Source organism: Agriterribacter sp. (genome assembly GCF_035445465.1).
In the GTDB taxonomy this organism is placed as follows: Bacteria; Bacteroidota; Bacteroidia; order Chitinophagales; family Chitinophagaceae; genus Agriterribacter.
Window position 1 is genome coordinate 42,020 of the sequence record NZ_DAOMQT010000008.1, and the last position, 22,973, is coordinate 64,992.

The 22,973-nt window shown below is 43.9% G+C and carries 15 protein-coding genes; 13 read left to right on the forward strand and 2 right to left on the reverse strand.

Annotated features, from left to right (window positions below; translation table 11 throughout):
- Window positions 1–80: 80 nt before the first annotated feature.
- A complete protein-coding gene (locus PLE34_RS06380) occupies window positions 81–2,294 on the forward strand; it encodes a DUF4954 family protein (RefSeq protein WP_324555070.1) in 2,214 nt (737 codons plus the stop codon).
- 42 nt (window positions 2,295–2,336) lie between these two features.
- Here the strand turns inward: PLE34_RS06380 and PLE34_RS06385 are convergent, their stop codons facing one another.
- Window positions 2,337–2,843 (reverse strand): GNAT family N-acetyltransferase, encoded by a 507-nt coding sequence (locus PLE34_RS06385; RefSeq protein WP_324555072.1) that lies wholly within the window; start codon window positions 2,841–2,843, stop codon window positions 2,337–2,339.
- Window positions 2,844–2,971: 128 nt separating this feature from the next.
- Window positions 2,972–5,089, reverse strand: coding sequence for a tetratricopeptide repeat protein (locus PLE34_RS06390; RefSeq protein ID WP_324555074.1), 2,118 nt, complete (start codon window positions 5,087–5,089; stop codon window positions 2,972–2,974).
- Window positions 5,090–5,285: 196 nt separating this feature from the next.
- Here PLE34_RS06390 and PLE34_RS06395 point away from each other — a divergent pair, with 196 nt between their 5' ends.
- The 12 genes from PLE34_RS06395 to PLE34_RS06450 all read left to right on the forward strand — a co-directional run bounded on the left by PLE34_RS06395 (window position 5,286) and on the right by PLE34_RS06450 (window position 22,825).
- Window positions 5,286–5,858: a hypothetical protein gene (locus PLE34_RS06395; RefSeq protein ID WP_324555076.1), complete on the forward strand. Its 573-nt coding sequence runs from the start codon at window positions 5,286–5,288 to the stop codon at window positions 5,856–5,858.
- Window positions 5,859–6,149: 291 nt separating this feature from the next.
- Window positions 6,150–6,698, forward strand: coding sequence for a hypothetical protein (locus PLE34_RS06400; RefSeq protein ID WP_324555077.1), 549 nt, complete (start codon window positions 6,150–6,152; stop codon window positions 6,696–6,698).
- A 431-nt stretch (window positions 6,699–7,129) separates the two neighbouring features.
- Window positions 7,130–7,681 (forward strand): RNA polymerase sigma factor, encoded by a 552-nt coding sequence (locus tag PLE34_RS06405; protein WP_324555078.1) that lies wholly within the window; start codon window positions 7,130–7,132, stop codon window positions 7,679–7,681.
- Window positions 7,682–8,024: 343 nt separating this feature from the next.
- Complete coding sequence (locus tag PLE34_RS06410) at window positions 8,025–8,582, forward strand: hypothetical protein (RefSeq protein ID WP_324555079.1); 558 nt, start codon at window positions 8,025–8,027, stop codon at window positions 8,580–8,582.
- Window positions 8,583–8,644: 62 nt separating this feature from the next.
- Window positions 8,645–12,109: a SusC/RagA family TonB-linked outer membrane protein gene (locus PLE34_RS06415; RefSeq protein ID WP_324555081.1), complete on the forward strand. Its 3,465-nt coding sequence runs from the start codon at window positions 8,645–8,647 to the stop codon at window positions 12,107–12,109.
- A gap of 19 nt (window positions 12,110–12,128) precedes the next feature.
- Complete coding sequence (locus PLE34_RS06420; RefSeq protein ID WP_324555083.1) at window positions 12,129–13,817, forward strand: SusD/RagB family nutrient-binding outer membrane lipoprotein; 1,689 nt, start codon at window positions 12,129–12,131, stop codon at window positions 13,815–13,817.
- 167 nt (window positions 13,818–13,984) lie between these two features.
- Window positions 13,985–15,259 carry a hypothetical protein gene (locus tag PLE34_RS06425; protein ID WP_324555085.1) on the forward strand — a complete coding sequence of 425 codons (1,275 nt, stop codon included), beginning with the start codon at window positions 13,985–13,987 and terminating at the stop codon, window positions 15,257–15,259.
- 109 nt (window positions 15,260–15,368) lie between these two features.
- A complete protein-coding gene (locus PLE34_RS06430) occupies window positions 15,369–16,709 on the forward strand; it encodes a PhoPQ-activated pathogenicity-related family protein (protein ID WP_324555087.1) in 1,341 nt (446 codons plus the stop codon).
- A 351-nt stretch (window positions 16,710–17,060) separates the two neighbouring features.
- Window positions 17,061–17,831 carry a rhomboid family intramembrane serine protease gene (locus tag PLE34_RS06435; RefSeq protein WP_324555088.1) on the forward strand — a complete coding sequence of 257 codons (771 nt, stop codon included), beginning with the start codon at window positions 17,061–17,063 and terminating at the stop codon, window positions 17,829–17,831.
- Window positions 17,832–18,233: 402 nt separating this feature from the next.
- Window positions 18,234–19,415, forward strand: coding sequence for an Lnb N-terminal periplasmic domain-containing protein (locus PLE34_RS06440; protein ID WP_324555090.1), 1,182 nt, complete (start codon window positions 18,234–18,236; stop codon window positions 19,413–19,415).
- Window positions 19,390–20,211, forward strand: a complete 822-nt coding sequence (locus PLE34_RS06445; RefSeq protein WP_324555093.1) for an alpha/beta fold hydrolase — start codon at window positions 19,390–19,392, stop codon at window positions 20,209–20,211. Before PLE34_RS06440 ends, PLE34_RS06445 begins: the two co-directional genes overlap by 26 nt.
- Window positions 20,204–22,825: a T9SS type B sorting domain-containing protein gene (locus tag PLE34_RS06450; protein WP_324555095.1), complete on the forward strand. Its 2,622-nt coding sequence runs from the start codon at window positions 20,204–20,206 to the stop codon at window positions 22,823–22,825. Before PLE34_RS06445 ends, PLE34_RS06450 begins: the two co-directional genes overlap by 8 nt.
- Window positions 22,826–22,973: the final 148 nt, after the last annotated feature.

Consider the following 22,973-nt stretch of genomic DNA (forward strand, 5'->3'; position numbering starts at 1 on the left):
AGTAAGTTCTGATACCCCGGATCAATCTCAAATTTTAAACTTGCCTGCCGGTAGGCAGGTTTCAAATCTCAAATTTCCTCATGAACCAGATCAACAAAAAAGCTATTGATTCGTTGGGATATAATTTTATTACTTCTGAATACCTTCCTGAAGGAAAGGATGAATATCATTTGCGTAATATTCAAAACAGGAACGGCATTCAATACCGCGGGTTAACAGCCTGGGAAATTGAAGTGCTGGTACGTAACCGTAATACCTCCGACGACTGGAATAAGCTGCTGGTGTCTGACGCTTTTAACCCGGAACTGGTAAAAAATTGCAAGTTTTTCGGATTGGTACGCATTGGTAAATTAGAAGCGTATTACCTCGAATACCATAACCTGCGTATGCCTGTGGGCCTATACAACAGTACCATCATCAGTTGCGATTTTGGCGACAATGTGGTGGTAGACAATGTAAATTACCTTTCTCACTATATTATTGGCAGCGAAGTAATACTGGTAAATATTCATGAGCTGGCTACCACCAGCGCGGCCAAATTTGGCAATGGAATTATTAAAGAAGGGGAGAGTGAAAATATCCGCATCTGGCTGGAAATATGTAATGAAAACGGCGGCAGGAAAGTAATCCCGTTTACCCGCATGTTGCCGGGTGATGCCTGGCTATGGTCTAAATACCGGGATGATGAAGTGCTGCTTGAAAAATTTAAATGGTTTACGCAAAAGGAATACGATGTTCAAAGAGGATACTACGGAAAAATAGGCGACCGTACCATTATAAAAAACACAAGCATCATTAAAGATGTGTGGATTGGCTCGGATGCCTATATCAAAGGCGCCAATAAATTAAAAAACCTTACTGTTAATTCTTCTCCCGAAGCTACCTCCCAAATAGGAGAGGGCTGTGAAATGGTGAATGGCATTATAGGGTTTGGCTGTAAAGCCTTTTACGGCGTTAAAGCCATTCGTTTCATAATGGCTTCTCATTCCCAGCTAAAATACGGAGCGCGGCTGATCAATTCGTATCTCGGTAACAACTCCACTATTTCCTGCTGCGAAGTGCTCAACTCACTGATCTTTCCATCGCATGAGCAGCACCATAACAATTCTTTTTTATGTGCAGCTACCGTAATGGGTCAAAGCAATATGGCTGCAGGAGCTACCATAGGGTCTAATCATAATTCACGCAGCCCGGATGGCGAGCTCGTTGCCGGCCGCGGTTTTTGGCCGGGGCTCTGCGTAAGCCTCAAACACAATTCAAAATTCGCTTCCTTTAATATTCTTGCCAAAGGCGATTACCCGTATGAACTGAACATTCCTTTACCTTTTGCGCTGGTCAGCAATGATCTCACAAAAGACCAGCTGATTGTAATGCCGGCTTACTGGTTTATGTATAACCTGTATGCCATTGCACGTAATGAATGGAAATATAATGACCGGGATGCACGTATAGAAAAAGATCAGCGCATTGAGTTTGACGCGCTGGCGCCGGATACTATTAATGAATTGCTGAACGCGCTGCAACTGCTGGCACTGTACACGGGAAAGTCTTTTTCGGAAAGAAAAGAACCCGGAAAACAAATACCGGATAAGGCATACATTAAAACAGGTAAAAAGCTTTTAGAAACGAAAGATAAGATCATTGATGAACTGGAGATTGTGGCCGAAGGATTGGAGAACAGCGATAGAAAAACCGTTATCATTAAAGTACAGCAGGCCTACACCATATTTAAGGAGCTGGTTATATACTATGGGGCAGTACAACTTATTAAACAATTTCTGGAAAACGGTTTTAAAAATTTTTCGTCATTTATCAAACAACTGCCTGCTGCTCCCAAAAGAAATGAGTGGATCAATGTGGGCGGACAACTGATACCCGAACAGGAAGTGGAAAAATTCAGGAAGCACGTTCGTTCAGGCAAAATAAAAAGCTGGGACGATGTGCATGCATTTTATGCGATGCAGGGACAGGCTTATGATACAGATAAGTTCGAACATGCTTTAGCCGCACTGCTGGAGGTATCAGGCATTTCCGCTACAGCATTTACCCCGGAAGTTCTTAAAAAGATACTGCTTCAGTCGGTACAGATCAAAACCTGGCTAACGGAAGGGATTTATGAATCAAGAGCGAAAGATTATACCAACCCTTTTCGCACGATGGTTTTTGATACCAAAGAAGAAATGGATAAGGTTTGGGGAAAACTGGAAGACAATAGCTTCATTGCCCTGCAGCAGGCCGAATTAAGCGGTTTTAAGAAAAAAGTGAACGCACTTATTAAAGACCTGAAATTGTAAGAGGGTGCGGGATGCTTTTCCGGAACAAAATATAGTTCACAGTTATTGCTGCACGCTTATTGATTTTTGCATCACGTAATCATTCATAAAATAGCCATTCCCTATGGCAATATCCTCTTCCCGGACAACCCTGAATCCCTGGCGGATATAAAAATCCTTCGCTTTATTATGCCGGTTTACGTTTAATTCCAGTATTGCGGCGCCTGCCTGCCGGGTTACTGCAATAATATGATTTATCAATTTTTTTCCTATACCCTTTCCCTGCCGGTTTTGCAATACATAAATTTTGTGCAGCCTGCATATTTTTTTACCGGATGTGAACGACCAGGAAGCGAACCCCACTGCGTCATCATCGTCAAATGCAATAATGAACCGGTGAAGTTTTGTATTGATTTGATGTTGTAATGAAGCTTCGCTGTACATCATGTTCAGCATGTAGGCTGTTTGCTCCGGTGTTAATATATCTGCGTAGGTTTGCGGCCAAACAGCGTATGTAAGTTCCCTGATCAGGGGTATATCTTTTATTCCTGCTTCTTTGAAATGAATCATAGCTGTAAAGTTCGATAAAAAATAAAGATTTCAAAAGCTGCTGACGGCTATACAAAGTCTCTGACTTTGTATACAGTATGTTCTTCCGGGACTCCGTCCCGCCAAAGCAGGTTTATAACTTTTAGCGCTTAAAACGCGGTTTGCAATGGAAGTTTCAGCTCTGCCTTCAGTCCTTCCGTAAGGTCGTGCAGGGTAAGGCTGGCATTCGCATTTTTAGACTGGTTAATGATATCAATCCTTTCCCTGGTTATTTTCATACCCAGCGACTTTTTTGGGATATCCCCCTGGTCGTTCGCGACCGCCATGTGATTTCTTCCTACGCCATTATCTTCCACAACACAGATAAGCATTTTATTTTGTGAAGTGATCCTGATGTCTATCCTTCCCTTTTCCTTTTTATCAGCAAGTCCGTGCCATATGCTGTTTTCCACGAAGGGCTGTAGCAGCAGCGGCGGCACAAGCGTATTATCCTGGTCAATATCTTCTGCTACATTGATACTATAATCAAATTGATTGTTCAGCCGTTTGGCTTCTAACTGTATATATAATTCAAGCGCTTTAAGATCGGCGGCAAGCGATACTTCCTTTTGTTCGGAATTTTCTAATATCAGCCGCATCAGTTTGGCAAATTTGGCAAGGTAGTTGTCTGCTGCCGGTATGTCATTTTTACCGATATAGTCGGCTATTGAGTTCAGTGAATTAAAAATAAAATGCGGGTTCATTTGTGCACGCAGCGCCTTCATTTCCGTTTCGGCTACCCGCGCTTTAAATTCAATATCTTTTCTTTGTTCAGCTGCATCCCTTTTTCTTTTGTATGCAATGTAACCTGCAAAGGCAGCAGCTAATAAAGCTGCTATCCCGCCAAGAACCGCGTTGCGGATAATACGCTGCCGTTTAATTTCAGCGCCGGCAAGCGCTATTGCTTTATCGTGTTCGGCGCCGAGCAGAACGGCTTTCTTTTCAAATTCAAAAGCAGCGGCCCTGTTCGCCATGTCTGCCCGCTTTTCATCGTTCACAACACTGTCCCTGAGCAACACGTATTCTTTATACGTTACCAGCGCCTTATCCGGCTCGTGGCTTGCTTCGTATATTTCACTTAAGCTTTTAAGCGCTTCGCTTTGCAGGCTCAGCGCTCCAATTTCCTTAGCCAGTTGTAAAGCCGCTTTCTGGTATTCCATAGCGGTGGCATGCCGGGCAAACGGGCTGATATTGCGCTGCCGTAAAAAAGACAGGGGAGCATTCAGGTACAATGCTCCCATTTGTAAAAGAACGCCCGACAAATTGTGCTTGTCGCCTGCAGTTTCATATATTTTTTTGGACCGGAGCAGGTATTGAAAACTTTTTTCATAGTCTAACAGGTGCATATACGCCACGCCCAGGTTACTAAGGTCCGAAGCGATGCGTCGCGGGTTCCCGGAAACCTCGTTCAGCGGTAAAGCTTTCAGGTAAAACCCGATCGCCTCAGCGGGGCGGGAAAGCAGGTCGTATATAATGCCCAAATTGCCATAAGCAGAAGCCATCCCCTGCTTGTTATGCATTTCCTCATACGCTTTAAGGGCTTTATGCTGGTAAGCCAGGGCCTGATCATATTGTTCCAGGTTTTTGTAAATAATGCCAATATTGGATAATGCATTGGCAATACCACTGCTATTGCCGGAGTTTTCTTTTGCTTCATATATTGTCAGCGCTTTAAAGAAATAATCCAGCGCTTTGGGGTAATCGGAAACATACTGGTAATCCACACCTATATTGGTTAGTGAAGTGGCAATCCGGGAGCTGTCCTTTAAGTCAACAAAAATATCTAATCCTTTTTGATGACAGGTGATGGCGTTATAATAATCCGATGTATTAAAATAAAGGAGACCGATATTATTGTACATACGTCCCACGCCTGATATATTGCCTGCGGCTTCATGTATTTTCAATGCCTTCCTGTACATTTCCATTGCCAGGCTGTCTTCTCCTTTTGCCCAGTAGTTAACACCTTTGTTAGCATAAGAAGAGGCGAGGCGGGAAACATTATTGATTTGCCGGGCTAAAGCAATGGCCTCATCGGCGGTTTGCAGCCCTTTATCCGGCTCAATGGTATGATAAGCGTATACGATCTCGTTAAGCATGTCAATACGCGTAGTGTCATGTTGGGGATGAAGGCTTAATATATGCAATAAGGAATCCAGTTCCTTTTGCTGGGCACTGGCGGCAATGCAGCATATAAGCATGCCGGCGCTAATGATTATCCTGGTCATAAAAGGGGAACGCGCATTTTGCAGGAAGATAATAATATTTGGATGATTGGTACAAATAATAAATGAGAGCAGGCAAATAATAAATGGTGATTGGTATCATAAAAGAGACAGGCTACTTTTGAATGACAATTCATATAAGCCTCAGTTAGCGGCAAAATGAAATTCCCTTCTGTTCTTAATTTTTAAAGTAGTGTATATGAAGCAGCATTTTCTTTTCAGGCTTTTCCTGTATGTACTGTTGCCGGGGATTATGATCATGGCTTATTCCTGTAAAAAAGACAATGACACCCGGGATCCGGGATCTGGTTATTATATACGCTTTAAAATTAACGGAACACAGGTAGAGTACAAAGGACAGGTAGAAGGCGCTTTTGATAAAGCAACCGCATTACAGCATAATACTTCGCTTGCGGGGTTAAAAGAGGCGTTGGTAGCCACTAAAAATAATATGACCTTATTGCTGGCTACAGACAATGAAACCCAAACAGGACTTGGTTATACAAGCTATACCACGGGCACATCCGGTATGCAAAAGGCCAAGCTTGTTAACCTGGTGTATATTGATGAAAACGGGAAGAATTATCTCTCCTGGATGGAAGAATTTGCGCCGGCGCTGCCTCCCGGAACAGAAACGAAAGCGATAATAAAAATTACAGAAGCAACAGCCGACTATATGAAAGGTGATTTTTCCGGTGTGTTATATGACGAAGCGTATACTGTAAAGTTCAATATCACAGACGGTGAATTTTATGCCCGCCGGTTTAACTGAGTAAGGGGTGAGGTATAGGGTAATGAGGTGTGAGGTATAGGGTGGAAGATATAGGGTAATAAGGTATAGGGTAATAAGGTATAGGGTAATAAGGTATAGGGTGGAAGGTATAAGGTGGATTTAGTTATGCAACTCCATATATGCCGGGGATACCGCTACAGATGGCAGATCAGGCGCCGGGGCATATAATTTTAGCATAAAGCAATAAAAATAAATCAGTCACTAAAATCGAATATGCTCTTCTATTTTTGCGGGAATTTTATACTTGTATTCTTTATTATTAAAATGAACATGATGAAAAAAATTCTGATCGCATTAAGTGTTGTATTTATGTTGAGCTTCTCTGTATTGCCGCTGCAGGCACAGGATGGAAGCAGCTATAAAAGCGGGATTGGCTTGCGCGCAGGTGGCGGATATTATGATATTATCGCCGCTTCATTTAAAACCTTTGTTACGGAACCGGGAGCGATAGAATTAAACCTGGGGTTCAGGCCATACGCGAGCGTATATTCCGGCTATAACCAGTTCAATCTTTCCTTCTCTGCTTCCTACCAGCATCATTTTCCTATCGGTTCTGTAGAAGGGCTGAAATGGTTTGTAGGTGGGGGTTTAACCGCTTATAACACTTTCTCGGGTAACAAAGATTATTCCGGATTTGGATTAGGTTTATTTCCCACTGGTGGCGTAGATTATAAATTTGGTAATATTCCTTTAAATGTGAGTGCTGATTTCAGGCCCACATTTGCCATTGTTAAACCTGATTATTATGGGTATAGTTATTTAAGTTATTCCCGTTTCTATGCAGGTAATATAGGCGCTTCCGTACGGTATACCTTTTAAAGCGATAGTTAAATCGGCAGTAAAAAACCGTGAGTCCGGATCAGCTTCGGGCCACGGTTTTATATTTATACAGATAAGATCACACCGGTTTATCTGCGGATCTGCGGCAGTATATAAAATAAATTAAAGCAGCTTCATCTACCTATTGCTCTGTTTATTGTCTCCCATACCTTACGCCTCATACCCTATACCCTATACCCTATACCTTACACCTTATTACCCTATACCTTACACCTTATTACCCTATACCTTCCACCTTATTACCCCATACCCCATACCTACCCCTATCATAATTTCTGCTATTTTTTTCATAAGAATTAACATTGCCCAATTTTTAAAATAGGGATAAAATTGAAGTTTGAAAAAAAGCATTTTTTTAAAGTGTGCCGGAATGGTACCATTATTTTTTTTGATTGCTTATTTTATCACTTATGGCTGACTACAATTACCAGAACGATGCTGCCTGCTGGCGACAGTTGAAGGAAGGGAATGCCGAAGCCCTGGGATACCTGTATGATACGTATATTGACAGGCTGTTTCACGCGGCTTTAAAAATGACAGATAACAGGGAATTAGCCAAAGATGCCTTGCAGGAAATTTTCATTGAAATATGGCATTACAGGGTAAGTATTGGTGATGTGAACCATTCTTACAGCTATCTTGTAAAAGTGCTGAAAAGCATCATCCTTAAAAAAGTTAAACGCAAACTAATTGTAAATGAGCTGCATGATAATGAACAGGGTCTGGCGGAAACCCATAATATTGAAGAAATGATCATATCATCAGAAAGGGTCACAGAGCAAAAAAGCCGTTTAAATATGGCACTGGCGCAGCTTACTTCAAGGCAAAAGCAGGTGGTGCGCCTTCGTTTCTTTGAAGGGCTCACTTACGAGCAGATTGCGGTGAAGCTGAGCATGAATTACCAGTCAGTGAACAATCTCGCCTTCCGGGCAATGATCAATCTCCGGAAACAAATGTGCTGAAAATCTTTTACCGGCATGGGTATGGTATAGTTATCCCGGATCTCCGATCCGGAAGCATGGCCGACTCCTCACATATCAAAACCGATGGTACAGCCAAAGTCTTATCGTAATTTAAGCTATTTTTTTTATAATAATTAACATTTGTTAGTTTGAAGAATTTAGATAAAATTGAGCTTTATTTCAACCCGGAAATGCATGCCCGGTTAATTATAAAACAGCATGTTATTTTTAACGCATATTATGTTTTCATGAATTGTATAAAAATATAAATCTCCTGTACGTTAAATACACAATTTCGCAAACCAAACAATCAAATACTATTCATCACATCAACCATCTGCTCATGAAAAGAACTTTAAAGGCGTATGCCTTACCATTGCTTATTGCTTCCCTTTTTTTTATTACTTCCTGCAAAAAGGATGAATCGCCTAAAACAGATCTTGCCGCGGCCAAAAAAGAATGGGTAACCGGCAGTTGGAAGCAGAAAGACATTCAACTGGGCGTATCTACCAGTGTTACTGTTCCTGGTGTTGGAAAAATACGGCTGAATGAAGGTATGAGTATGCTGGATGATCCTACTATTAATGCACTTTTAACAGCGGCAGCCGGAGCAAATCCGTTTTTGTTTACCCGGAACAATACATACAACTTCAATGGTGATGGTAATTATAAAGTAGACGGGATTGTTGATTTTGGTGGTGGTGCTAAAGTGCTGGCAGGCGGATCAGGCGCCTGGGATACGGAAGTGTACAGTTCAGTGCTGGCGTTATTCCCTGAGAAAGATCAGAGAGATCCGCACTGGATCAACAACATTACGGCAACCCGGTTAAATCTTGCCATATCTGTGAAGCTCCCTGGCTTAGGTGATGTTCCCATGAAGCTATTACTTGAAAAGCAATAGTGAGGACTGTAATTCTAATCTAACTTGAAAACAAATTCTTTTTATTAAACCAATCAATTGTTATGAGAACTTGCTGCTTTACTGCCAGGTTATTATTTTGCTTTAGCCTGGTGTTATTTTTAAATCTGGCTGCTGTTGCGGCCGACTTTCCGGTGCGCGGCTTGGTAACAGATGAAAACGGGCCTGTTGCAGGGGTAACGGTTACGGAAAAAGGCACGTCAAATGCAACCACCAGTGATAATAATGGTAATTATGCTATTACCGTTAAAAACACGAATAGTGTGCTGGTATTTACTTTTGTAGGGTATAAAACGGTAGAGCTGTCCGTGTCGGGTCGCCAGGTAGTGAACGCTACCATTGAAAGTACCGCGCAGGAACTTTCGGGAGTAGTGGTAACGGCCCTGGGCATCACCCGTGAAAAGAAATCACTGGGTTATTCCGTTGAGGAAGTAGCCGGTAAAGAAATGAACCGGGTGGCTCAGGAAAATGTGCTGAATGCCATGTCGGGCAAGGTAGCCGGTGTTACGATCAATCAAACCGGTGCAGCCGGATCTTCCGTAAGCATGGTGATCCGTGGGGCTACCTCTCTCAGTAATGATAATCAGCCTTTGTTTGTAGTAGATGGCGTACCCATTGCCAATACGCTCAATAATGTAAGCCAGGTAGGTAATGATAACCGTGTGGATTATGGAAACGCTATCGGAGGGCTTAATCCTGATGATATTGAAAGTGTAACCGTTCTTAAAGGACCCAGTGCCGCTGCACTGTATGGCTCAAGGGCAGGTAATGGCGTGGTGCTGATCACCACCAAAAGCGGTAAGGGACTTGACAAAACCACAGTTAACTTTATTTCTAATACCGTGTTTGACAAGCCCTATAAGTTTTTAAACTGGCAAACGAAATATGCAAGCGGTATTTTCCCTGCCATTCCGGTAGGCATATCGGGTAACCTGTTTACTGATCCGCTCGGGGTATCGGATCCGCGTTTTAACCCGGATTATGTAATTATAGATGAATCGGGAGGTTCTGGTGGCCCCGAATTAGACAGAGGGTATAATGCCATCCAGTGGAACAGCCCATTAGATGAAAATGGTAAGCAAATCGCCATCCCGCTGGTTTCGCACCCTAACAATGTTAAGAATTTTGTACAAACAGGCATAACAACAACCAATGGTGTGTCTGTTGCCAATAACACGGAAAAAATGAATTACCGTGTTTCCCTGTCCGACATGCGTAACAGGGGCATTGTTCCCAATTCTGACCTTTTCCGCAATACGCTTAATTTTAGCTCTGCACTTAAAGTAAGCAATAATTTCCGGCTGAGCACCAATATTGATTTCAGCAGGAACAGGTCGAATAACCGGCCTGCAGGTGAAAGAGGCGCCAATCCTTTACAATGGGCTTATGCCGTGTCGCCAAATAATGATATTCTGGATCTGAAAGATTACTGGGTACCCGGACAGGAAGGGCTTGCAGTAGTATCCACACATCCTTCGGCTAATAACCCTTATTTTCTGGCCTACGAGGTAAATAATTCATTTGTAAGAGACAGGGTGTATGGTAATTTAAAGGCCGACTGGCAGATCACCCGCGACCTTAGCCTGATGCTCCGCTATGGTTTGGATAATTTTAATGAAAAGAGAGAAACTAAAATATCAAATGGCTACACCAGCGATCCCCGCGGCGCTTATGGTATTACCAATATCAGGAATTTTGAAAGTAACGCAGATTTCCTGCTCACGTATAAGAAAAATCTTAACGCATTTCATATTTCCGTTTCGGGTGGGGGAAATGTACGCTACCTGAATGGTTCTGCTGAAAGTATAGCCACTAAAAACGGTACAGGTCTGGTTGTTCCGGGTGTATTCACCGTTCAGAATATCCTCCCTGCCAATCTTAACTATAACAACAATCGCTTTGAAAAGGGGGTAAACAGCTTGTACGCAATGGCAACAGTTGGGTTTAAGGATATGATTTATCTTGATCTTACCAGTCGTAACGACTGGTCGAGTACCTTACCGGGCGCTAAGCCTTATTTTTATCCGTCAGCTTCTTTGAGTGTGCTGGCAAATGAAATATTAGGTGTTACTTCGGAAAATATTAACCTAATCAAGCTGAGAGGAGGTTATGCCCTGGCGGGTAATGATGCCAGCCCTTATATGTTATATAGCGTTTTAGGCAATGCAGGCACCTGGGGAAATGTGCCCAGGCTAACTACTTCGGGAACCTTGCTCAATGAAAATCTTAAACCGGAGCTGGCTACTTCTTATGAAGCAGGTATAGATGTTAGCCTGTTCAGGAACAGGTTCCGCTTAGCGGCTACCTATTACCTGGTAGATAATAAGAACCAGATATTCAGTACAGGCCTGCCATCCTCCACCGGGTATGGTTCAAAGAATATCAATGCCGGTCTGATCCGTAGCTATGGCTATGAACTTACTGTAGGAGGTACACCTTTTCAAAGCCGGAACTGGCGCTGGGACATCAGTGCCAATCTTACCCGCAACCGTACGAAAATAATGGAGCTGGCCGATGAAATGCCTTATTTTACTTATTGGGAAGATGCTAAAGGTGGCGCTTATACGTTTTTGGGAGAAGAGGTGGGAGATATTTACGGGCCTAAAGTAAGAGTAGTGGAAGATAAATCTTCACCTTATTACGGATGGCCTTTATTAGATGGCAATAACGAGGATGGCGCCAAATGGGTAGCGTTGGACGGACTCCAAACCAGAAATAAAATTGGCAATTTTAATCCCCGCTTTATATTGGGGGCGCAAACTTCCATAAGCTGGAAAAGCTGGACGCTGAGCGCTACGGTTGACTGGAGGAATGGCGGACAGTTCGTTTCCCAAACCTATCGTTATGGCGTTGAGGACGGCAGGGCTGCGCTGCAATTTGATAATTTCTGGGATCCGGGTACTATGAGCGGCAAAGAGCTGCGGGATTACTTAGTTGCCCATGCAGATGAATTGATAATACCGCACGGTCAAAAATTTATACGAGTGGGTTGGCCTTCACCGGAAAGGGCAAGTTACCCGGTATCTATAGCGGGATTTAATTTGCCTTATGGCGGTTTGATTGCCCCGGGAGTTTATCCGTCAGGTTATGATGCTAACGGCAATCCAACAGGGTATACAGAGAACCTGGGAGAAAATATTCTGGGTATGGATGACCCTAACGATAAAACGAAAAAAACCATTCCGCTGCTTTATGCGGTAAGTAATGCCTGGGATTTTATGGAGCCCACTTTATTCTCTGCTTCTTATATCAAGTTGAGAGAATTATCACTTACCTATGCTTTACCGCAGTCGTTGATAAAATCGTTGAGAATGCAGGATGTTAGTTTTGGTGTGTATACCAGGAATGTAATTTTATGGACCAAGGCCAAAATTGGTATTGACCCTGAAAATGCATTTCAACCCACAACAGGTGTTCAGGGCGGAATACAATTTAAGCAGGGTATTGAACGATACAATGTAACACCATGGTCTATACCGGTAGGAGTTAAACTTAATATAACATTCTAAGACATTTATACCTTTTTATATGAAAAAGATTTATATCATATCGTTGACGATAGTATCCATGATTGCGGGACTATCATGTCAGAAACACCTGGTGGAGCTTAACGAAAATCCTAATGGTGCAGACCCTTCCACCACTAATCCGAATTTAGTGCTGTCTACCGTATTAACAGAATCGGCAAGGGCATTGGTTAATCTGGGTTATCTTGATATAGCCGGCGTAATGCAGCATACGCAAAAAGACGGCTGGGCCGGCGGGCACAATAACTACGACTGGGGAAATTCTAATGACTGGGGCGGTTATTACGGTATCTTAAGAAATAACCAGTTTGTATATGACAAGGCCGTAGAGCTCAACTATCCATTGCACCAGGGCATAACACTGGTGATGAAAAGCCTTATTTTTGGTTTGATAACTGATTTGTGGGGTGATGCTCCCTACAGTGATGCCTTAAAAGGAAACCTGGGAGGTGCTGAAAACACTTTCCCAATATTCGACGCCCAGCAAAGCATATATGATAGTATTCTGCTTAATCTTGAAAAAGCAAATACGCTTTTAGACGAGGCTTCCTTTAACAGTTCAACCGGGCCGGCAGATATTTATTACACAGGAGATGCACTTAAATGGAGAAAATTTGCTAATTCCCTTGCCTTGCGGTATTATATGCGCCTCTCGGAAAAACTCCCTTCGGTTGCACAGCAGGGAATTGAAAAAATAGCAGGGGATCCGACAAAATATCCGGTTATTACTGCTGTTGCAGATGAACCATCAATGGCTTTCCCCGGAAACAGCGATGCAGATTCCTGGCCTGCTTATGCCGTTCCCCAGTCAGACAGCACCAATTATATAAGGATCAAAATGTGCAACACCCTGGTAAAAGAGCTGTTGAGTAAAAATGATCCCAGGATCAGGGCATGGGCCGAGCCTGTTACAGAATCCATATATGTTGATGCGGATCTTACCGGAAATATAAGTAAAGTGGTATTTGATACTACAATCAATGGTGTACACAGACCCAGGGTAATGATCATAACCAATGAATTTATTGCTGCAAAAGGAATAACCATAAATGATATTAATCAGGATCCTTATTATGTGGGATTACCGGTAGCATTAAATGCTCCGCAAACCTATAACCTGAGTCCTGATGTTCAGCAGGCATCTCACAATACACATGTATCGTGGGTGAACAAAAAATTTGCCCAGGGGAATGCAGGAGGCGTAAGGGTGAGGCTGATAACCGCGGCAGAAGTTCATTTCATTCTGGCAGAAGCGGCTGCAAAGGGCTGGAATGCGGGCGATGCGGAAACGCACTATAATCAGGGAATTGCCGCTTCTTTCTCGGTGTGGGGATTTGGTGCTGATGCACCGGCTTATATTGCCCAGCCTGAAGTAGCTTATGACGGTACTATTGAACAGATCATTACTCAGAAGTGGATAGCGAGCTGGAGTATGGCGGCTGAAGCCTGGTTCGACTGGCGCAGAACAGGTTATCCTGAATTGCACGGTGTAGCCGGATTTACCCAGGCGCCGGAGCTCCCATTACGTTTTTACTACCCGTTGGGCGAAAGAAACCTGAACGGAGCTAATGTAGAGGTGGCTAATAATAAACTGGAAACTACCCCGTATTCCAACTTTGGCGGAAACGGCGCTAAAAACAGCCCGTGGTCCAGGCCGTGGATTGTTCAGGGAACAGGAAAACCATGGTAGATGGGGAAGGCGTAAGGTATAAGGTATAAGGTATAAGGTATAGGGTATTGGGTATAGGGCATAAGGGGGTAAGGTAAAATCCATTTCCGCCCTCTTCCTTATACCTTACACCCTCTGCCTTACACCTTGTACCGATATTTTAAATTGGAGAGATAATTGTTTATAAGATGTATGTAAGAGTTTTTATTTTTTTTCTCTGTATAATTGGTTTTACCCCTGGTTCCTATTCCCAAACATTCAAAGCCGGCGCTGCAGTAAGGATCATTACACCCGATCCTTTACTGCCGGTGTCTGGTGGAATCGGCACCCCTAAGCCGGCAACCATTAAGCAGGGCGATTTATACGCCCGCGCCCTGGTGCTGGAAAAAGGCAATACCAGGATCGCTATCGTTAATATTGATAACTTAGGGTGGCCATCGGTGTTAGGAAACAGGTCGAGGGCGTTGATCAAAGGTATTGCACCCGAAAACATTCTTATAGGCGTTACGCATACCCACAGCGCTCCGGACGCTTACGGATTCCCGGATGAAAAAGGACAATCGCATGCCGACCTGAAATATTTAGACTGGTGTGTGCAGCAAATAGCTGATGCGGTAAATGAAGCCGTGAAAAAATTAGAACCTGCGTCATTAAAAATCGCAGTGGATGAAGCGAAAGGAAAGATCGCTTACAATTATTACGCTCCCCAGTTGTATGATCCCCGCTGCGGTATTATACAGGCCATAGCAACTACCGGTAAAAATAAGAACAAGCCCATTGCCACGTTGGTGAATTACGCGGTGCACCCCGAAGTTATTGGTTCATCGCAGGGTATTTTAAGTTCCGACCTGTGCGGGCCATTATACCATCGCATTGAATCCAAAGCGGGTGGAGTTGCCCTTTTCATGAACAGCGCCCAGGGCGGAATGGTAACGGCCGATAACCGGCTCGAAAAAGGAGGAGAAGCCAACGACTGGGAAGAATGTATACGCATTGGCGAATTGCTGGCCGATGAAGCTTTACGTATTGTTGCCGGCGCTCCTGTACAAACCAATCCCGGTCTGTATTGCGCGGCAAAAACGATCCGTTTTCCCATTGATTCAGAGATCATGAAATATATTCTCAGCAAGTCTCCGCTGAAGCTGGCGGGCGAAAAAACAGATACAAATTTTGCCACTACGCAGATTAACCTGCTCAATATCGGAACCGCACAGGTGCTCACTATACCGGGGGAAGCCCTGCCTAATATTGGCTATTATGTAAAACGCCACATGCCCACCAAACATCCTTTTTTGTTTGGATTAACGAATGACGCTTTTGGCTATATCCTTACTAAAGAAGACTTCAGCAGCTTTAAGCGATACGATTATGTTAGTCGTACCAGCCTGGGCGAAATGACGGGTGAAATATATATGAATGAAGTGTTAAAGTGGGTAAAAGAAAACCCGGCGCCGGTTAAATAAAATAGATTTGGAATGCTTAAGCCCGAAGAACAAAACTGGAAGTGAAAGTAAAAGCAAAGAACCAAACAACAAATTCAAAATAAATTCAAAGTATAAACCGGTAGTTAATATGAAGAAGATTTATCTAAGCGTATTCGTATTCCTCGTTTCATTCCTTACGCTTGTTCAGGCGCAGGTTACACCATCAACCGCTTTGCAGAGTTATTTACATAATGGAGATAAAACATTTAAATGGGAAGTAAAAGATACCTATGATATCGGAGACGTAAAAGCCTATGCGTTATTACTTACCTCGCAGCAGTGGCGGGAGCATGTATGGACGCACCAGTTGACTGTGCTGGTTCCGAAGGAAAATAAATACGATGGCGCCCTTTTGTTTATTACAGGCGGTTCCATAAAAAATGGTTTACCCAACTGGAACGGGCGTGATGATAAGTTCAACGTAAGCATGGCTGATATGGCGGCAACAAATCATGCTATTGTGGCGGTGTTAAGACAAACGCCCAACCAGCCCCTGTATAATGATCTCACAGAAGATGAGCTGATATCCTTTACCCTGCATAATTTTAAAAAAGATGGCGACTATTCCTGGCCGTTATTGTTCCCCATGGTAAAAAGCGCGGTAAGGGCAATGGACGCCATACAGGAGTTTTCGAAACAACAGTTGAACCACCCGGTAAACCGTTTTGTGGTTTCCGGCGCCTCCAAACGCGGATGGACAACCTGGCTTACAGGCGCCAATGATAAGCGTGCACAGGCCATAGCGCCTATGGTTATTGATGTTTTGAACATGCCCGTGAGCTTAGACTACCAGATTAAAGCGCTGGGTGATTATAGCGTGCAGATCGAGGATTATGTAAAGCTGGGCATTCCGCAGGGTGCAAAAACGGAAAGCGGAATGGCGGTTACCACCATGGTGGATCCTTATTCATACCGCAAAACACTTACCATGCCTAAATTGATTTTCATGGGTACCAATGATGAATATTGGGTGGTAGACAATATTAAAAACTACATAGACAGCATTCCCGGGAAAAACCTGCTGCACTATGTTCCCAATGCGGGGCACAATCTTGGTGGGGGCGCACAGGCTTTTCAGGCCCTGGGAGCATTCTTTGGCAGCACGCTAACCCAAACGGCTTATCCCGAGTGTAAATGGACAACATCTGTAAGTAAAAAAGGAGTGAAGGTAAATATCAACGCTACCAAAGACGAGCTTACGGATGTAATTGTATGGCATGCCGATTCGCCCGATACAGATTTCCGCAATGATAAATGGACCAGCAACGACCTTAATATTTCCCAAAAGAAAAAGCTTAAGATCACGGAAGCTTTACCGGCATCGGGTTACCGTGCATTTTACGTAGACCTTAAATACAAAGCCGTGAATGGCGGCACCTATACGGTGAGCACCAGGGTATTTATGACAGATACGAAGACGATTTTGTAAAGAGAGATGTGGTAATTTGTGGTTTATCGGTAAATTAAAATTTGAGATTGATCGGGGTTACAGGTTTCAGGATACAGGGAAATCGGTTTTAATCCGGGCTTATCTTTTATTATTGTGGTTTGTTGCATATAAGTTACAGGTTTCAGGGTACAAGGGCAAAGGAGGCTTTGGAATTTGCAATTTGCCTGTCATGGTGAGCCTGCCCGCCGCGGCGGGGCACGAATCATCTGTATTTATTTGTTTTTTGTGATTTGGTTCTTGATGCTTTCACACCGGATTTCGTGCTTTGTATTCCATTCAAATTTTGGGTTTACCAAATATTGCCTATCTTGAAATAACAAATCATCCTGCATGCTGATACCTGTTGGAGACGACAATTCGGACCGCACCATCACACCCTACATCAATTACCTGCTGATAGTTGCTAATATCCTGGTATTTATTTTCCTGCAGGGAGCGGGTAATGACCTGGCATTCACCTATGCTTATGCTACTGTTCCGGCAGAAATTATTACAGGAAAGGATTTTATCACCGCATCTCAGATCATCATTGACCCGCATACAGGGCAGCAGTTTGAATTGCCGGGCTTGCAACCCACGCCGGTACCCGTTTATTTTACATTGTTTACCGCTATGTTTATGCATGGCGGCTGGGCCCACTTAGGCGGTAACATGTTATACCTCTGGATATTTGGCGACAATATTGAAAACAGGCTTGGTCATGGACGTTACCTGTTGTTTTATTTGATTTGCGGGATCATTGCTTCCCTGAGTCATGTTTTTTCAACCCTGATGCTTAACCACAGTTCCTTAGTGCCCAGCTTAGGGGCTTCCGGTGCTATTTCTGGGGTGCTGGGCGGTTATCTTTTATTATATCCTACCCGGAAAGTACATGCCATCCTGTTGTGGTATATGGTATCCGTTCCTGCTTTACTGGCGCTGGGTTTATGGATTGCATTCCAGGTAATCAGCGGACTGGGTATATTGGGAGGAGAAGAGAGCGGCGGTGTTGCTTATGCGGCGCATATTGGCGGGTTTATTGCCGGGTTCTTATTGATTAAATTTTTTGATCCTGTAAAAAGAGTAGTATCAAAAGAGCCGTTTATAAGAAGAGTACGGTAAGGTGATTTGAGATTGGTCCGGGTTGCAGGTCGCAGGTTACATGTTTCAGGATGAGTTACTACTAAAGACAGGCTAAGTTTTCAATAGGATTCCCTGGTTTATCATTTGTGGTTTACCGTTGGGATTGGCTTCGAATTTCAGATTTTAAATTTGCCTGTCATCATAGTAGGCACGAGCCAGCTGTATCTATTTGTTTTTTGTAATTTGGCTTCCTGGTGCTTTGCATTCTATCGGATTTCGGTCTTCCGGCTTCGGATTTTATGATTTGTGGTTTATGGTTGCATTTCGCTTCGAATTTCGAATTTATAGCTCCGGGCTTTTTCAATTTATTTGGTTCTTGTTATTTGGTTCTTTTATATCGCATTTCCCGCTTTATTCCCGAACTTGTCGGAAAATTGATTCGTGAAAAAAATACTTCCCTTTTTCTTCATTGCCTTTTTTGCTTTTGCTACGGCTTATTCCCAAACAGACTCATCGCATTTGCGGATTACGCTGCTCACCTGCAGCCCCGGTGAGGAATTGTATTCCACTTTCGGGCATAGCGCTTTGCGGGTTACCGATAGCGCCACCTTTACGGATAAGGTATACAATTACGGCACTTTTGATTTCAATCCCGACTTTTATCCAAAGTTCATACGGGGCAAATTGTTGTACTATCTTTCTGTAGAAACGTATCCTGATTTCATCTATAGCTATCAGTTGGAACAACGGAGCATTATTGAACAGGAACTGAACCTGAGTGGAGAAGAAAAGATAAAGCTGAATGCTGCATTACAACTTAACGCTTCAGGCAGCAATAAGTTCTATAAATATGATTTTTTGTTTGACAACTGTGCTACGCGCATCCGTGATATTGTAAAAAACAATACAACGGAAGCGGTTACAATAAAAAACATCTTACCCTACCCGGATGTTTCATTTCGCGAGCTTATTCATAATAGTCTGAACAGGAGCGGTATGTACTGGAGCAAGCTGGGAATAGATATTCTGTTAGGCAGGGGACTCGACAAACCAGCACAGAATGAGCAAACCATGTTTTTGCCTGATTATCTTTTCAAAGGCTTCGACAGCGCCGCTATTGGCAATAAACCTCTGGTGAGGGAAAGGCATTCTGTTTACACCGCGCCATCTGCAACCGCATCGCCAAAATCATTTTTTACTCCTTTCATTGCTTTTGCAGCAGCGCTGATGGTGTTTATAGCGCTAACGGTAATACGGAGGCAGTGGAGCAAAAAAGCGCTGGAGTCTCTTGATTTTTTGCTTTTTTTATGTGCCGGCTTACTGGGTATTTTGCTTGTGGGTATGTGGCTGGGTACCGATCATGTATTGTGCCGTAATAATTACAACCTGTTATGGGCATTACCTTTCCATGCCATTGCAGCGTTTTTCCTGAAGAGCAAAAGAAAATTGATGCATCAATACTGGGCGCTCTCTGTTTTAGTGTATGCTTTGGTGTTAGCTTTCTGGGTAATGCTACCCCAGGAGCTGAATAAGGATTTGGTTCCTTTAATTGTTTTATTAGGCTGGCGAAGCTGGAAACAGTTTAAACGATCAGAAAATGCACAGAAAGTTGCTCACATATAATAATAGCCGCATTTATTATGAAACAGAAGGTAACGGACCGCCGGTAATGTTTGTTCATGGATTCGGGGAGGATGGCCGGGTGTGGCATTACCAGCGTGCATTTTTAAAAAGCCATTTTCACCTTATCATTCCCGACCTTCCGGGAAGCGGCAAATCAGATTTACTTTCCGTTCCTGCTGAGCGTACTGCTTCTATGATTGAAATGTATGCGGATTCCATGAAACAGGTACTCGACAGGGAAAATATTAAGCAGTGTACTCTTATCGGCCATAGCATGGGGGGATACGTGGCTTTGGCCTTCGCACAACACTACCCCGAACGTTTAAACGCGCTGGGACTTGTTCATTCCACCGCCTTTGCCGATAATGAGGATAAGAAAGCAACCCGGCGGAAAGGGATAGCATTCATACAACGATATGGGGCTCAGGAATTTTTGAAACAATCTATTCCTAATTTGTTTGGCAGCGCATTCACCCTGCAGCATCCGGAACAAATTGAAACGCTTATGAAGGATGCAGGCAACTTTACGGCTGCCGCCCTCGTACAGTATTACGGGGCAATGATAAAAAGACCAGACAGAACGGAAACCTTAAAAAAACTTACAATTCCGGTTTTATTTATTATAGGAGAGGAGGATAAAAGTGTATCTTTAGAAGATAGCCTTAAGCAGTGCTATCTTCCTGCTAAAGCGTTCATTAATATCCTCCCTGATACAGCTCACATGGGAATGTGGGAACGGAAAGACCAGGCCAATGACACCGTTATGAAGTTCCTTAATTACGTATGTGATGCCTGAGATAATAAAATATTTTTTTGCAACTCTTATTTGTCTGGGGTTTTGCGCTGTCCTTAAGGCAAGACATATTACGGGAGGCGAGCTTTCGTATATTTATACAGGCTCATCCGGATCTGATTTCACTTACCAGGTTACCCTCAAATTATACCGGGATTGCTTTTCTACAGGCGCCCAGTTAGATCCGGTTGTACCCATTACTGTTTACCAGAAAAATGTATCCGGTTCATCATTTTTTAAGAATTATGATATCAGCATGACCAGGAAGGATGTGCTGCGGTTAGGCAGCCCGGGCGAATGCATTGATAACCCACCGGCAGTATGCTATGAAGTAGGGGTTTATAGTTTTACGGTTACACTACCGGCGTCTCCTTATGGATATACGGTTTCTTTTCAAAGGTGCTGCCGTATCGAAAACATGTCGAATGTGGCTGCTTCCGGGCAGGTTGGCGCAACGTATACAGCCGATATACCGGGTACGCTTGTGCTGGACGATGCACCTAAGAACAGCAGCCCTGTTTTTGCTACCAGGGATACGGTGATCGTTTGCGAGGATAATTTCTTTACCTACGATTTCGGGGCAACCGATAAGGAGAATGATTCTTTATCGTACAGCTTTTGTTCTGCCTATGTGGGTGGGTCTTCAAGAGATCCGCAGCCCAGCCCTGCAGTAGCACCGCCTTATTCCGCTGTTCCCTACGCTTTTGGATTCGGCGCGTCTTCACCAATGGGGGCTAATGTAACGTTGAATACCAAAACAGGGCTTGTATCGGGCATAGCTCCCGCATCGGGTGTGTACGTGATAACCGTATGTGTAAGCGAATACCGGCGGGGCGTATTGTTTAATGTGCACCGGAAAGATATACAGATCAAAGTAGCTTCCTGTTCCATGGCGGCAGCATCGCTTGAACCCGAATATATAAGCTGCGATGGCCTTACCGTTGACTTCCGGAACAGGAGCACCAGCTCTTTAATTAAAACGCATTACTGGGATTTTGGCGTACCCGGAAGAACAGACGATACATCAACCCTTGCACGCCCATCCTTTAGTTTTCCCGACACGGGCACATACAGGGTGATGCTCATTACCAACAGAAATGATAATTGTTCAGACTCTGCATTTAGCATCGTTAAAGTGTATCCGGGCTTTTTTCCCGGGTTTACATTCAGCGAAGGCTGTAAGGATGTGCCTATCCGTTTTACAGACACAACAAAAGCAGATTATGGAGTAGCAAACGCCTGGCAATGGGACTTTGGCGTACCTTCCTCTTCAACCGATACCTCCCGGAGTGAGCGGCCACAATTTACTTTTACGGAGTCAGGAACTTATACAGTAGCCCTTACCGTTAGTAGCAGTAAGGGGTGCATGAGCACGGTGAGAACCGATCTTGTGGTAAGAGATAAGCCGCTTTTAAGTGTACCGCATGATACTTTAATGTGCAATATTGATACCATTGCCGTTTCCGCCACAGGCCCTCCCGGAACCTACACCTGGGCGCCGGATATTAACATACGCGCTGCAGGCGCAACAGCAACACTGAGCCCGGATGTTACCACCACGTATACGGTAAGCCTCACTACCGTTCCGGGTTGCACTTCTACCGATACGGTTCGGGTAAAAGTGGTGAGCTTTGTTACGCTCAATGCAGGCCCCGATACCACTATATGCTTAACCGACGGGATACAGCTCAATCCATTCAGCGATGGGTTAACCTACATGTGGGCGCCTGCCGGAACGCTTGATGACCCTACCCTAAAGCAACCAGTGGCCACACCTGTGGAGGTAAATACCGTTTACAACGTTACTGCCCATATTGGTAAATGCTCCGCTACGGATAATGTGAGGGTGAGTACTGTGCCTTACCCCCAGGTGCGTGTAATCAACGACTCTTCTATTTGTTATGGAGACCGGATACAATTGTTTGCAGAAGGGGGGGCATTTTACCGCTGGTCGCCGGCGCTGTCGGTGAGTAACTTTAATGTTCCCGATCCTTTTGTTTCACCACCCGTAACCACAACCTATACCGTAAGCGTAACCGATACCTTAGGCTGTCCCAAACCCACGTTAAAAGACGTAGTGGTAACCGTTATACCACCTGTTCCTGCATTTGCCGGAAACGACACTGTTGTGGTGGTGGGCCAGCCCCTGCAACTGCAGGCCACGGGAGCGGAAATATACAAGTGGTTTCCGCCAAACTACCTGAGTAATACGGATATTGCTGATCCCATAGCTAATTTTGTTTCTGAAGTAAGCGACAAGATCACCTATTCGGTTAAAGTAAGCACGCCCGAGGGCTGTTTTGCTTACGATACTATGCATGTACAGGTATTCAGAACAGCTCCGGATATATTTGTAGCCGATGCTTTTACACCCAATAACGATGGACTGAATGATGTTTTCAGGGCCACGCCCGTTGGCCTAAAGCAGTTTGATTATATTAAAATATTCAATCGCTGGGGTCAGCTCATGTTTTCCTCCAATACGTCGGAATCAGGATGGGATGGCACTTTTAAAGGAAAAGAGCAGGCCAGTGATACCTTTGTGTGGATGGCGCGCGGAACGGATTACCTGGGCAGGGTAATTGAAAAGAAGGGTACTTTGCTGCTTATCAGGTAAATGGAATGCAAAGCACCAAAAGACAAATAGCAAGAACCAAACCTGTCCGCCGGGGCGGATAAAATACAAATACAAAGTCCGAAGCATGAAATCCGAAATCCGGAGAAAATACAAAGCACCAGGAAGCCAAATCACAAGAAACAAATAA

What these genes read in the sequence shown, in the direction of transcription:
- PLE34_RS06380 (WP_324555070.1), top strand. Translation starts at nt 81, where the DNA reads ATGAACCAGATCAACAAAAAAGCTATTGATTCGTTGGGATATAATTTT.
- PLE34_RS06385 (WP_324555072.1), bottom strand. Translation starts at nt 2,843, where the DNA reads ATGATTCATTTCAAAGAAGCAGGAATAAAAGATATACCCCTGATCAGG.
- PLE34_RS06390 (WP_324555074.1), bottom strand. Translation starts at nt 5,089, where the DNA reads ATGACCAGGATAATCATTAGCGCCGGCATGCTTATATGCTGCATTGCC.
- PLE34_RS06395 (WP_324555076.1), top strand. Translation starts at nt 5,286, where the DNA reads ATGAAGCAGCATTTTCTTTTCAGGCTTTTCCTGTATGTACTGTTGCCG.
- PLE34_RS06400 (WP_324555077.1), top strand. Translation starts at nt 6,150, where the DNA reads ATGATGAAAAAAATTCTGATCGCATTAAGTGTTGTATTTATGTTGAGC.
- PLE34_RS06405 (WP_324555078.1), top strand. Translation starts at nt 7,130, where the DNA reads ATGGCTGACTACAATTACCAGAACGATGCTGCCTGCTGGCGACAGTTG.
- PLE34_RS06410 (WP_324555079.1), top strand. Translation starts at nt 8,025, where the DNA reads ATGAAAAGAACTTTAAAGGCGTATGCCTTACCATTGCTTATTGCTTCC.
- PLE34_RS06415 (WP_324555081.1), top strand. Translation starts at nt 8,645, where the DNA reads ATGAGAACTTGCTGCTTTACTGCCAGGTTATTATTTTGCTTTAGCCTG.
- PLE34_RS06420 (WP_324555083.1), top strand. Translation starts at nt 12,129, where the DNA reads ATGAAAAAGATTTATATCATATCGTTGACGATAGTATCCATGATTGCG.
- PLE34_RS06425 (WP_324555085.1), top strand. Translation starts at nt 13,985, where the DNA reads ATGTATGTAAGAGTTTTTATTTTTTTTCTCTGTATAATTGGTTTTACC.
- PLE34_RS06430 (WP_324555087.1), top strand. Translation starts at nt 15,369, where the DNA reads ATGAAGAAGATTTATCTAAGCGTATTCGTATTCCTCGTTTCATTCCTT.
- PLE34_RS06435 (WP_324555088.1), top strand. Translation starts at nt 17,061, where the DNA reads ATGCTGATACCTGTTGGAGACGACAATTCGGACCGCACCATCACACCC.
- PLE34_RS06445 (WP_324555093.1), top strand. Translation starts at nt 19,390, where the DNA reads ATGCACAGAAAGTTGCTCACATATAATAATAGCCGCATTTATTATGAA.
- PLE34_RS06450 (WP_324555095.1), top strand. Translation starts at nt 20,204, where the DNA reads ATGCCTGAGATAATAAAATATTTTTTTGCAACTCTTATTTGTCTGGGG.